This window comes from Catenulispora sp. EB89, assembly GCF_041261445.1.
Lineage (GTDB): Bacteria > Actinomycetota > Actinomycetes > Streptomycetales > Catenulisporaceae > Catenulispora.
Map to the genome: position 1 here is coordinate 404,331 of NZ_JBGCCU010000007.1, position 12,735 is coordinate 417,065.

At 71.8% G+C, this 12,735-nt stretch carries 6 protein-coding genes and 2 pseudogenes; 4 read left to right on the forward strand and 4 right to left on the reverse strand.

The features are described from left to right. Nucleotides 1-10 precede the first annotated feature (10 nt). On the reverse strand, nucleotides 11-1,408 hold the full coding sequence (locus tag ABH920_RS18420) for a glycoside hydrolase family 76 protein (protein ID WP_370350295.1): 1,398 nt from the start codon (nucleotides 1,406-1,408) through the stop codon (nucleotides 11-13). 237 nt (nucleotides 1,409-1,645) lie between these two features. Further along, the gene (locus tag ABH920_RS18425) at nucleotides 1,646-2,899 is read right to left on the reverse strand and encodes a hypothetical protein (protein WP_370350296.1); all 1,254 of its coding nucleotides are present in this window, start codon (nucleotides 2,897-2,899) and stop codon (nucleotides 1,646-1,648) included. Between the two features lie 390 nt (nucleotides 2,900-3,289). Between ABH920_RS18425 and ABH920_RS18430 the strand changes: the two are divergent. Next, a pseudogene (locus ABH920_RS18430) lies at nucleotides 3,290-4,219 on the forward strand (endo-beta-N-acetylglucosaminidase H); the annotation flags it as partial. Nucleotides 4,220-4,933: 714 nt separating this feature from the next. Then, nucleotides 4,934-6,206, forward strand: a pseudogene (locus tag ABH920_RS18435) (ATP-binding protein). Nucleotides 6,207-6,265: 59 nt separating this feature from the next. Here the strand turns inward: ABH920_RS18435 and ABH920_RS18440 are convergent. Then, the gene (locus tag ABH920_RS18440; RefSeq protein ID WP_370350232.1) at nucleotides 6,266-7,450 is read right to left on the reverse strand and encodes a hypothetical protein; all 1,185 of its coding nucleotides are present in this window, start codon (nucleotides 7,448-7,450) and stop codon (nucleotides 6,266-6,268) included. 145 nt (nucleotides 7,451-7,595) lie between these two features. Between ABH920_RS18440 and ABH920_RS18445 the strand changes: the two genes are divergently transcribed. Continuing rightward, nucleotides 7,596-10,532 (forward strand): BTAD domain-containing putative transcriptional regulator, encoded by a 2,937-nt coding sequence (locus ABH920_RS18445; RefSeq protein WP_370350233.1) that lies wholly within the window; start codon nucleotides 7,596-7,598, stop codon nucleotides 10,530-10,532. Nucleotides 10,533-10,627: 95 nt separating this feature from the next. On the opposite strand, the gene ABH920_RS18450 is transcribed toward ABH920_RS18445, so the two are convergent. Then, complete coding sequence (locus ABH920_RS18450) at nucleotides 10,628-11,848, reverse strand: hypothetical protein (protein WP_370350234.1); 1,221 nt, start codon at nucleotides 11,846-11,848, stop codon at nucleotides 10,628-10,630. 477 nt (nucleotides 11,849-12,325) lie between these two features. Here ABH920_RS18450 and ABH920_RS18455 point away from each other — a divergent pair, with 477 nt between their 5' ends. Then, a complete protein-coding gene (locus ABH920_RS18455; protein WP_370350235.1) occupies nucleotides 12,326-12,721 on the forward strand; it encodes a hypothetical protein in 396 nt (131 codons plus the stop codon). Nucleotides 12,722-12,735: the final 14 nt, after the last annotated feature.

A 12,735-nucleotide genomic window follows, 5' to 3' on the forward strand; every position in this document is an offset into this window, starting at 1 on the left:
CCCGTACTTGTCAGCCCGCGGCGTTGAGCAGGTCGAGTGCGCTTTGCTGGCGGGCGGCGTCGATGCTGTCGAGGGGGCCGGCCCAGTGGTAGCCGTACTGGTCGAGTGCGTCCCGGTCGTTCTGGTAGGCGCTGTTCATCTGGCGGGTCAGGTAGGCGCTGTACGGATGGTTGGAGAGCGTGGCGTTCAGGTAGGACAGGCCGCGGACGTAGGCGCCCTTGAAGGACGGCCCGTCGCCGCCGCCGTTGGTGCCCGGCTCGCCCGGATCGGTGAGCACGCCGTTGGGGTTGAGGGCGGTGCTGGTGGTGGAGGCGTTGGCCAGGGCGGTGGCGCTGGTGAGCAGCGAGCTGTTGCCGGTCGCCCCGTACAGTTCGGCCAGGCCGCCCAGGATCACGCCCTGGTTGTAGGTGTAGGTGGGCTGGCCGTTGTTGGCGCAGCCGGAGGTCAGGCCGTCGTTGATGAGGTGGGAGCCGTTGATCATGCCGCTGGACTGGAACCAGCTCCACTCGGCCTGGGCCCGCTGCAGGTAGACGGTGTCGCCGGCGATGCGGTTGTGCAGCGCGGCGGTGAGCCGCAGGTAGAGCTCGTTGGGGATGGCGTTCTTGTACGTCTTCGCAGTACTCCACCACACCCCGCCGCCGCAGGTGGAGTCCCAGTACCGGGCCATGTAGTCGGCGTCGGCTTCGGCGGTGGTCAGGTAGCGCGAGTCGTGGGTCAGGTCGTAGGCGTCCACCCAGGCCAGGCCCCACCAACCGGTGTCGTCGATGTAGGAGTTGGTGAAGTTGCCGCCCTGCGCGTTGATGTTCTTGTCGTAGGTGGTGGACACCGCGTATTCGTAGCTGGCCATGCCGGTGGCCCGGATGTTGTCGATGACGGCGGTGAGCGCGTTCGCCGAGTTCCACCAGCCGGTGGTGTTGAACAGACCGGTGGAGGTGTTGTAGAACATCATCTCCGCGGTGGCCCCGGCACGGCGCCGATCGGCGGCGTTCCAGGTGGTGCGGGCCCAGGGCGTGCAGGCGATCTCAGCGCGGTCGCCGGCCTTCCCGCAGGCGCGCATCGCGCCGACGCCGAGGTTGTTCCAGTCGTCGTTGTTGTACATCAGGGTCCGCCAGCCCCGGTCACCGCTGGGAACGGTGGTGTCGCCGAGCTTGCTGCCGGAGGACCACGTCTGCCCGCCGTCGAAGGACCGGTCCAGCCACACCTCGTCACCGGGGTTCCCGTTGTCGATGCTGGCCCACATCATGTCGTCACCGTCGTCGGAGTGCAGCACGATACTGCGCGAGTAGATACTGGTGCTGACCGGCTGCCGGTCCACCGGGGAGAGCGCGGGGTCCCGCGCGTCACAGTATTTGTCGCAGATGGTCGCGGCTCGTGCGGGCGCCGCCACCGCCAGCGGGACGAAGGTCATCAGGACGCTGAGGATGAGCATTAGGGAGCGCTTCACGGTGAAGACGTAACCAAGGCGTCAGGGAAGCGTCAACAGGTGCAGACCACAGCGTTCAGCGAACGCTTTCAGGCCTCACGTCCGGGCCGATCCCTGACCTGCACGTCCAAGTCGCCGATGACGACGGTTTGTGGCGTGCCGTGCCGTCTTTGCGGGACCGAGCGGGCGGGCCCTCGTCGTCGGTGATGGCGAGGGCGTGGGCTACCCGGCCTTGGGCTTGCGCTGGATCCGGTAGTGCAGGACCAGGAACGGCAGCCCGAACACCCAGAAAGCGTGCTCCGCGCGCAGCTCGCCGTCCCGCACGTACACGTCCAGCTGCTCGGCGAAGCCGTGCACCGCGGCGCTGGTCAGCTCGCGGGACTCCGAGTCGATGTAGGTCAGGTAGTGGCCGGGCTGGTCCACGTCGCTGCGGCTGGTCAGTACCAGGCCGCCGTCCGGTCGGGCCTTCGGCAGGAGCGTCGCGGTGAAGCTGGCCTGCGGCAGTGGGAACCCGACGCTGACGTAGCCGCGGCCGGCGTTCCGGTACGTGGTGTAGATGCCCATGTAGATCGGCTCGTCGTTGTCCGCGAAGGAGCGGATCCAGCCGCGGACCGCCACGACGTCGTCGTCCGGGTGCACGATCGTGTCGATTCGGCTGCGGATCCCGCGCAGCGTTTCGCGCTGGTTCATCGGCACGTTCGCCTGGCCGAGCGGGCGTGCCAGCAGGGTGCGGTAGAGCAGGTAGCCCGGCCGGACCCACGTGCGCCACTCCGGGACGATGTCCAGCGTGAACCGGGTGGTGTGCTCGTAGAACTCGCGCACCAGCGGGTCGGCCTGCGACGGGTCGAAGTCCGGGCCCTCCAGTTCGTCCAGGGAAGCGACGATGCCGACGTCTTTCGTGTCGGGGACGTAGACGCCGCCGAGGACCTTCGCGAGATCGCGTACGTATCCGGTGCCGACGTAGCGCGTCCGCGACTCCAGCGGTACGACGAACGGCAGGTCGCGCGCGGTGGCATGCTCCGCCAGAAGGCTGACCTGCGGATCGCGGAACACCAGTGCGGACACCGCGCGGAAACCGACCACGGCCGCCGCGGCCACCACCGCCGGCGCCCTGAGCGCGGGCCGGGTGGCCAGCCCGCGGCCGATCGCGGCGCCCAGCACCGGCCCGAGCGCGACCTTCTGCGGACGCAGGCCGAGGCCTCCGGCGACGGCCCCCGCGGCGGTGCCGACCACCACGGGTCCGGCGCCCGTCGCCCGGCCGGCGGCCCAGCCGACCGGGGCCGCGACCGCGCCGCTGGCGGCGACGCGCGCCCACCAGGCCGGGATCTGCCCGGGTTGCTGCCGGGCCCGGGCCACCGCTTCGACCGTGCCGAGGCCGGCCGCCCCGGCGAGGGCGCCGAGCACGGTGCCGCGCCGGCCCCGGTGGCTGCCGAGGGCTGCGCCGGCGAGGGCACCCAGGACGCCCGCGGTGACGATCTGCTGGGCGCGGTCGGGGGGCTGGGGACGCTGCGTGCGCTGGGCCCGCTGGGCCCGCTGAGCACGCTGAGCACGCTGAGTGCGCGGTGGGCCGACCGGCCCTTCCGGCTCACCGCCGGCCGGGCGGTCGAGCGGGTTCTCGGGTGTCGTCACGGAGGCACGCTACCCGAACCAGCCGTGGCGCACCTCGCCGGTCTTCGGCCGTGAACGACGCGGAATCCCAGCCGGATCAGGCTCTTGACCGAGTCCGCCACCGGGAGGATAGTGCCCTTGCTTGAGCGGTTTATCTCCCCTCGGCGGCATGACCCGGCACTCGTACAGGCAATGAGCAGACTGGATCAGAGGAGATAGTCAATGAAGGACAGTCCGACTAGTTCGACCAGTTCGTCGATGCACATCACCCGCCGCCGCCTGCTGCGCGACGCCGGCCTGGCCGCCGCCGTCCTCGGGACGTCCTCGGCCGTGGTCCGGGCCCAGGCGGGCACCCCGGCCGCCGCGGCCGCGGGTGCCGCGGCCCCGGCCGCCACCAAGTCCGGTCCGATCGCGACCGCCTACGTCGAGGTCAACACCAACAGCATCACCAGCGTCGGCAACTACACCCTGGCCTCGAACGGGGCCAACGTGTTCGACATCGCCATCATCTTCGCCGCGAACATCAACTACGACGGCACCAAGGCGACTCTGTACTTCAATCCGCAGGTGCAGGCCGTGCTGGACAACGCCACGACCCAGATCCGGCCGCTGCAGGCCAAGGGAATCAAGGTCCTGCTGTCGATCCTCGGGAACCACCAGGGCGCGGGCTTCGCCAACTTCCCCGACCAGGCGAGCGCGGCCGCGTTCGCCACGCTGCTGTCCAACGCGGTGACCACCTACGGCCTCGACGGCATCGACTTCGACGACGAGTACGCCGACTACGGCACGAACGGCACCGGACAGCCGAACGCGTGGTCGTTCCCGTACCTGGTCCAGGCGCTGCGCAACGACATGCCGAACAAGATCATCTCCCTGTACTACATCGGCCCGGCCTCCACCTCGCTGTCCTACGGCGGGATCAACGTCGGCAGCCTGATCAACTACAGCTGGAACCCCTACTACGGCACGTGGGGCGTGCCGGGGGTGCCCGGCCTGACGAAGGCGCAGCTCGCCCCGGCGGCGATCGACATCCAGAACACGGACTCGTCGACCGCGACCAGCCTGGCGCAGCAGACCGTGAGCAACGGCTACGGCGTCTTCAACACCTACAACATGCCCGACACCGACGCCAGCGCCTACATCTCGTCCTTCACCCAGGCGCTGTACGGCAGCAGCACCCTCTACAAGAACAGCGGCTCGGGCGGCGGCACGGCGACGTTCAACAACACCGGCATCGCCAGCGACGGCTCGAGCGGGCCGAACTTCGACGGCGTCGGCTGGGCCTACTCGGCGCAGGCCCTCGCGACCGCCGGCGTCAGCCCGGGCTCGCGGATCACCGCGTCGGGAAAGACCTTCACCTGGCCCAACGTGGCTGCCGGGAGCCCGGACAACTACCAGGCCGCGGGCCAGACGGTCGCGATATCGGGAGCGGGCAACTCCGGCAGCATCGCCTTCCTGGGCGCCGCCACCAACGGACCCTCCACCGGGACCGCGAAGGTGAACTTCACCGACGGCACCAGCCAGAACGTGACGCTGTCGTTCTCGGACTGGACGCTCAACGGCGGGAGCGCTTCGGTCCAGTCGGGCAACACGGTCGCCGTCACCTCCGCGTACCGCGACACCTCCTCCGGCGGCCGCGACGGCGTCGCCACCAAGGTGTTCGCCACCAGCGCCATCTCCCTGACGGCGGGAAAGATGGTCGCCAGCGTCACCTTGCCGAGCTCCGCCAACCAGGGCCAGCTGCACGTGTTCGCGATCACCGCGTGAACGCGCGGCGTGGCCGTACACCTTGTTGTCGTTAGGCCACGTCGCTTGTCACTCCGTCTGGTTCCGCCGCTCTCATGGTGTCCCCTACGTTCTGCGTACAGAGACCATGAGTGCGGCGGCAGGAGCCCGATATCCGTGAACTGGCTGATCCGTGAGTACCGCGAAGAGGACCTCGCGGCCGTCGTGCATCTGATGGACACCACCGCGCCGCTGGGTCAGGAGTCCGTGTTCTCGCTGGGCGAGTGCATCAATGCCCTGACCACCCGGCAGCCCGCCGCCGTCGTCACGCGGCGGGACGGTGATCGGCGCGGCGCTCGCCACCGTCACCGGCGACCGGGCGTGGATCATGCGGATCGCCGTGGAGCCGGCGTTGCGGGGCCGGGGGCTTGTCAGCGGGCTGCTGTTCGAGCTGGAGCGGCGGCTCGTGGAAAGCCGCGTCCGCCGCATCGCCTACATCCTGCCCGAGGAGGAACTGCTCGGGGACGGGCTGCGCAACGCCGGCTACCAGCGCCGTTCCGCGGTGGCCTACTTCGAACGGGTCGAGCCGGTCGCCGTGGCCGGCGCCGACGCGCTGGAGCGGCTGGGCGGGCGGACGCTGCCGAGCGATCTGTGGACCAAGCTGGCGGGGATGGCCGCCGAGCGCAGTCTGATCGAGCGCTGCGTGGTGCTGCCGCTGGCCGAACCCGAGCTCGCGGCCCGGCACGGGGTCGCGCCGCCGCGCGCGATCGCGCTGTTCGGGCCGCCGGGCACTGGCAAGACGACGTTCGCCCGGGCCATCGCCTCGCGCCTGGGCTGGCCGTTCGTCGAGCTGCTGCCGTCCCGGCTGGCCGACGGCGGGAACCTGGCCGCGGCGCTGCGCGCGGCGTTCGCCGGGATCGCCGAGCTGGAACAGGTCGTGGTCTTCATCGACGAGGTCGAGGAGATCGCCGCGGTGCGCGACGGCGTGCCGACCTCCGGGGCGCACGGGGTCACCAACGAGTTGCTGAAACTGATCCCGGCCTTCCGCGAGCACTCCGGTCGGCTGCTGGTGTGCGCGACCAATTCGGTGCGGGCCCTGGACCCGGCGTTCCTGCGTCCGGGGCGGTTCGACTACGTCATCCCCATCGGCCCGCCGGACGCCGCGGCCCGCGAGGCGATGTGGGGGCACCACGCCGGCTCCTCCCAGCACACCGTCGACCTGCCCGCGCTGGTCGCGGCCAGCGACGGGTTCAGCCCCGCCGACATCGGCCACGCCGCGCGCATCGCCGCGCAGACCGCGTTCGAACGGGCCGTCTTCGCCGGGGACGACGGCCTGCCCGGCGCCTCCACCCGCGACTACCTCAAAGCTCTCGCGCAGTGCCGCCCGACGGCGACGCCGGACCTGCTGAAGGCGTTCAGCGAGGACATCGCCACTCACGCGAGGCTGTGAGGAAGCGATGCCCTCGCACGTTCGCACCGGCGTCTCAGTGCCCTGTTATGAAGGCCCGGTCACGAGGCGGTGATCCCTCCCATCGGCGGGACCAGCCCGGCGGCGCCGGCCGGCCGCCAGCTGACGTCGCCGCGGATGTGCGGCGGGAGGCCGAAGTGCCCGGGGACGCCCGGAGCGGTCGCGCAGTAGACGTCGACCTCGGCGGCGCTCGCCGTCACCGCGACCGGACTGCCGTCCTTCGCGAAGCCGGCCGGGCTCAGCGTCACAGCGTTCGTCCATTGGTCGAGCGTGTCGGTCTGGAGGTCGACGGCTGTGCCGCCCTGCGCGATGTAAGCGATGTCATTGCCCAGGCTGCTGCTCGTCGCCGCGAGCGCCGCGCCCTCGGGGATCTTCGCCACCGCCCAGGGGACCGGCGTCGGGTCGGCCCGCAGGCCCGCGCCCTCGGCGACTTGGGCCAGGACCACTTGGCCGGCGCGGTTCGAATAGAAGAGGGTCACGCTGCCGTCGGTCGCCGACACGGTCGCCGCGATGCCGCCGCCGGGGAGCGAGGCCCCGTCCGCGGTGAGGGTCGTGTCGCTCCAGTCGCCGTCGGGGGCGCGCCAGGTGGCGTGGACGGCGCCGTTGACGTCGACCGCGAACACGCCGGTCTCGCCGTCCGCCAGGCCGGCCGCGGCGATGCCGCCGCCGGGGACGTGACCGGTGCCCGGCAGGGGCTCGGCGTTGATCGGCGGGGGCGGGCCCGTGGGGACGTCGCAGGGGTGGTGGATCTCCGACTCGACGTGGATGTCGGACCATTGGCCCTTGCCGTCGGAGAACAGGAGCATCGTGGCGTTCGGGGTGACCGCCACCGTCAGGGGAGTGGCGGGCTTCAGGAGATTCGCCGTGGTCATCGGCCACAGGGTTTTGCAGCCGCCCCAGATCGCACCGTCGTTCCCGACGAAGAAGGCGACCAGCGTTCCGTCCGACAGCCGGGTCGAGGTGATCGGTGCCCCGGGCGGGGCCGTCATCCTGGTGCCCACCGGGGCGGCCGGGAGCCAGGTCCCGTCGACGTTGCGGCCGTAGCCGTAGACCGTGCCGTTCGACGCCACGAAATAGGCGTTCGCCGGTGGCCTCGCCGCTGTTGCCGCCGCTGCCGGTTCCGCTGCCGCCGCCGACAGCGGTCCCGCTGTGATTCCGAGGGCTGCGAGCAACGCCGCCGCCCTGATCCGCCATCGCTGGCGGTCCTTCGATGTTCCCCCGGTCACTGTGCTGCTCCCCCTTGAAAGACCTCTGATACCGCGAGCCGGGCCATGGTGGCACCGCGCTCTGCATAACCTCTGGATGCCTTTGCCACCGCTGGTTGAAGCGTCGGTACCGGCGTCGGTATCGTCGCGTTTCGGGGTGACAGCCGTGGACGCGGCAACAGACCAGGAACTCGCCGTCAAAGTGCTCGGACCGCTGCGGGCGTTCGCCGGGGACCGCGAGATCGAGCTCGGACCGCCGTTGCAGCGTGCCTTGTTCGCCGTGCTCGCTCTGCGCAGCAACCATGTCGTCTATCGCGCCGAGCTCATCGACGCGCTGTGGGGCGAGGAGCTGCCCAGCCGGCCCGAGGGCGGAGTCCACACCTACGTCGCAGGGCTGCGCCGGGCCTTCGAACCCGGACGCGGGCATCGCTCGCCCGGCCGGGTCATCGAGTCGCGCGGATCCGGCTACCTGCTGCGGACCGCGTCCGACGCGATCGACCTGGTGCGCTTCGAGCGGTGCGTCGAGACGGCCCGGACCGCCGTGGGCACCGGTGATCTCGCGGAAGCGGAACGCCGCTACGACGAAGCGCTCGGGCTCTTCGACGGCGCCGCGCTCGGCGGCGTGCCCGGGCCGTTCGCCGCCACCCAGCGGGACCGGCTCGCCGAGGTGCGGCTCGGCGTGGTCGAGGACCGGATCGACGTGATCCTGGCGCGCGGCCGGCACGCGGCGGTGATCGGCGACCTGCGGACCATGACCAGGGAGCACCCGCTGCGCGAGCGCGCCTGGTCGCAGCTCATGCTCGCCTTCTACCGCGCGGGCCGCCAGGCCGACGCCCTCGCGGCCTTCGACCGGGCCCGCGAGGCCTGCGCGCGCGATCTCGGGCTCGACCCCGGACCGGCGCTGCGGGAGCTGCGGCAGCGGATCGTCGTCGCCGACCCCGCGCTGACGCTCGGGACACGCGCTGAAGCGACCGTGCGAGCGCCCGCGGCCGCGCGGCGCGACCTCCCCCGGGACATCGACGGCTTCATCGGGCGGGACCAGGAGATGATCAGGGTCATGGGTTCGATCGACCGTCCCGGCGGCCGATCGGACCGGGGCCCGGGGCCCGGGACGGTCCCGGAGCAGGTCCCGGAGCAGGTCCGGGGGCAGGTTCCGGGGCCGGGGCCGGCCGCGCAGGCGGTTCCGCCCCTGCGGGTCTTCGCGATCGACGGCATGGCGGGCGTGGGCAAGACCTCCCTCGCTGTCCGGCTGGCGCACCGCCTGGCCGACGACTATCCCGACGGCCAGCTCTACCTCGATCTGCACGCCCACACCGTCGGCCAGGAGCCGCTGACCGCCGCGACCGCGCTCGACAGACTGCTGCGCGCGGTCGGCGTTCCCGGGGACCGGATACCGGTCGAGACGGAGGAGCGGGCCGCGATGTGGCGGGCCGAGCTCGCCGATCGCCGGATGCTGCTGGTGCTCGACAACGCCGCCGGCGCCGCCCAGGTGCGGCCGCTGCTGCCGGGGTCGGCCGGGTCGCTGGTCCTGGTCACGGCCCGGCGGCGGCTGCCCGGCCTGCAGGACTGCGAGTTCCTGAGCCTGGACGTGCTGCCCGCCGCCGAGGCCGCGACCTTGTTCGCGCTCGCCGCCGGCGACGTGCGGCCGGCGGCCGAGCCGGAGGCGACCGCGGCCGTCGTGCGGATCTGCGGCAACCTGCCGCTGGCCGTCCAGATCGCCGGCGCCAGGCTGCGCCACCGCGCGGCCTGGAGCATCGCGCACCTGCTCGACCGGCTCGGCGACGAGGACCGGCGGCTGGCGGAGCTGCGGGTCGAGGACCGGAGCGTCGCCGCGGCGTTCGGCCTGTCCTACCGGTCGCAGACCCCTGATCGGCAGCGGATCTTCCGCCTGCTCGGCCTGTTCCCGGGCCCGGAGTTCACGGTGCGGGCCGCCGCGGCGCTCGCCGGGACGGACGTCCGGGACGCCGACGAAGCCCTCGAAGACCTCGTCGACGCCCATCTGCTCGACCAGTCCCGGGCCGGCCGCTATCGCTTCCACGACCTGCTCGGCGTCTTCGCGGCCCGGCAGTGCCGTGCGGAGGAGACCGAGTCGGCCCGGCGGGACGCGATGGCGCGGCTGCTCGACTTCTACGTGCTCACCGTGGACAACGCCGAGGAACTGATCCGGCCGCACCGCCTGGACCGGGCCGACCGGGCCGACCGGGCCGACCGGCCGTCCGACGACCGCTCGGCCCACCGGTTCGACGACCGCGCCGCGGCGCTGGCCTGGCTCGACGCGGAGCGCGCCGGCCTGGTCCCGCTGGTGCGCGCCGCGGGCGAATACGGGCTCGATCATCAGGGTTGGCAGATAGCCCGCTACCTGTGGGGCTTCTTCGAGACCAGGCGCCTGTGGGCCGACTGGGCCGCCTGCTACGAGCTGGCCCTGCCGTGCGCGCGCCGGGCCGGGGATCCGTTGGCCGAGGCCAGGATCCTCGTCGGCCTGGGCGCCTGCCGCCACGATCTGCGCGAGTACGCCGAGGCGATCGGCCACTATCGCAGGGCTCTGGATCTGATGCGCCAGATCGGCTTCCGCAGCGGGGAGGCCGGAGTGCTGACCAACCTGGGCAACAGCTACCGGCGGCTGGGGGAGATGCAGGAGAGCATCGCCTGCCAGGAGCAGTCGCTGGAGATCTTCCGGGAGTCCGGCGACCGGGCGGGTACCGGGATCGCGCTGGCGAACCTGGGGGAGCGCTACCGGGACGCGGGCCGGTTCGAGGAGAGCATCGCGTGTCAGCGGCAGGCCCTGGAGATCTTCCAGGATCTCGACAGCCGGGGGATGGAGGGCAACGTGCTGGACAACCTGGCCCGCACCTACCAGTCCATGGGCCGCTACGAGGAGGCGCTGCAACGCTGCGAGGAGGCGCTGGCCGCGCGGCGCGATACTGCGGATCGCTATGGCGAGGCCGAGACTCTTGACTGTCTCGGACACATTCATCAGGCCATCGGCAGGACGGTCGAGGCGCGGCGGCAGTGGAGCCGGGCTCTGGACCTGTTCGACGAGCTCGACGCGCCGGCCGCCGCGGACATTCGTGCGCAGCTCGCGGGCCTGGCCAGGAACGGGTAGGCGTCCCGTTCCCGGCCAGGTCGTCGGCGGGCGCCCGATCCCGCCGACGTAGGGGCGGAGCTGACGGATGTCGGCCTGGTATCGGCCCGGGACCGCTACTGGGCCACTGCGGTGACTGTGCCCGCGACCACCGATCCGAGGGCCGGCTGGGTGTAGACGGGTCCGTTGGGCCCGATGTGGATGTGGCCGGGCGGGGTCCCGCAGTAGATGACGTCGATGTCGCCGCCGCCGAGGCCGGCCACGCCGACCGAGCTTCCCGGGATGCCGAACCCGGTGCGGCTGACCTGCTTGGGAGCCTGCCATTGCCCGTTCACGGTGCCGGCGACGAGCAAGGCGCCCGTCGACGATATGTCAGTGACCTGAGTCGTGCCGTCGGCGGCCGCCAGGGCTGCGATGTGGGACTTCCACGGTTGCGGCTGAGGGTCGCCGGGCAGCGCCACCGCCGCGTCGGACTGGCCGTTGGCCGCCGGGTGCTCGGTGTGGACGTACCCGTCGAGCCCGGCGTAGAAGATGGACGTGGCGCCCGGCGTCGGCGACGCGGCGTTCGGGCTCGCGGCGGCACTGCGGACGCCCGCGCCGCGAATTCCCGCACCGGCCGCCGAGTTCACCGTCGCGGCGAGGCCTTCGCCGGGGCTCGCGACCCCGGTACCCGTCAGCGTGGCCTCCTGCCACGCCCCGGCGGCCGTGCCCCACAGCGCGTGGACCGCGCCGTCGTTGCCGGCCTGGAAGACGCCGACCTCGCCGTCGGTGTAACCGACCGTCGCGAAGTCGCCCCCGACGGTCCACCACTTCGGGTGCGGCCCGGGGCCCCACCAGTGCAGGCCGGTGCCGCACATCGGGGCGTCGTCGTCCGTGGCGGAGCTGAAGCCCCCGGCGGACTCGACGGTCAGGACGACCTCTCGCCCGATGAGCGCGGCCGACACCGGGGAGCCCGCCGGCGCGAACCCGGATCCCGTGACGGCCGCGTACGACCCCGCGACCGCACCGCAGGACTCGTACACGGCCCCGTTGCCGCCCACGTAGTAGGCGAGCAGCCGCCCCGAGGGCCCGCGCACCGCGGCCACCGGCGCCCCGGCCGGCGCGCTCTTGGCCGGCGTCAGGGCCGTCGGCACCCGGGACCAGACCCCGTCGCTGTTGCTGCCGAAGACGTCGAGACCTCCATCCGCCCCGACGTAGTACGCGGCGCGCTGAAACCCCGACGCGGCATGCGCGGGCTGCGCAAACGGCAGCGCGCCCAGGAACGTCACGGCGCCGGCGGTCGCGATCGCCGCCGCCCGGCACCGTGGCACGCGGGTCGACGAAAGCAGGTTGATCATGGATTCCCCCTTGGAATGAAGCCGTCGAGGCGATGCTCGCCGAGCGTTCTCCAGGGGCTCTGGACGCGGTCTGGATGACGGGTGAACGGCAGCGCGATCGGCCCCGGCGACTGGACGGTGCACCCGTCGTGAAGGAGAAACCCCTGTGCCGGAAACCTTTACAGAGTACTGACAGTCATACCGCCGCGTGCCATACTCGCCGCAGGTACACGCCTAGGGGGGGCGACGCTAGATCCGGTGTGGGGACACATCTCGCCACACCACCGATCTTCACTCAGCGCCGAACGCGGGCAGTCGGTCGACGACGCTTGCCCGCGTCCGCGGCACTTCACCGCGCAGCACCGCGCACCACGCGCAGACGCCGCGCATCATGCTCAACACCGCACAGCGAAGTGCCGTCGGCATGCCCGCTGAGCGTGTCGACCCCTCGTTCACAGCGGCCGGATTCCGGCCGATCGGACCGGAGGGGTTCACACCATGGCAGACCAGCTCGCATTGACCATCGTCACCGGGTTCATCGCGCGCGACGGGTCCAAGATCAGCGGTGAGGGCGACTACGACGTCGTCAAGGCCAACCGGGGCCTGTACAACATCGTCTTCCGGCCGCCGTTCGCGGTCACGCCGGTCGTCGTGGCCACCCAGGTCTTTCCGAACGACGTGAACAACCAGGGCGGCAGCACGCGCGACAACGCCGTCGTCGTCGGCATCACCGAGCGCCAGTTCCGGGTGAAGGTCGGCAACGGCAACGGCGACCCGGAGGACCGCGACTTCACGTTCATCGCGACGGGCGTCGGCCTCAGCGGGGCCGCGCTGGCCGCGTGGGAGGCCGAGGAGCACCGGCTGCCGGACGTCGACGTCGCCGACGAGGCCTGAGAGTCTTCGGGGGG

Bases quoted from the DNA above. Each gene is read 5' to 3' on its own strand.
- ABH920_RS18420 (WP_370350295.1), bottom strand. From the start codon at position 1,408: ATGACCTTCGTCCCGCTGGCGGTGGCGGCGCCCGCACGAGCCGCGACC.
- ABH920_RS18455 (WP_370350235.1), top strand. From the start codon at position 12,326: ATGGCAGACCAGCTCGCATTGACCATCGTCACCGGGTTCATCGCGCGC.
- ABH920_RS18450 (WP_370350234.1), bottom strand. From the start codon at position 11,848: ATGATCAACCTGCTTTCGTCGACCCGCGTGCCACGGTGCCGGGCGGCG.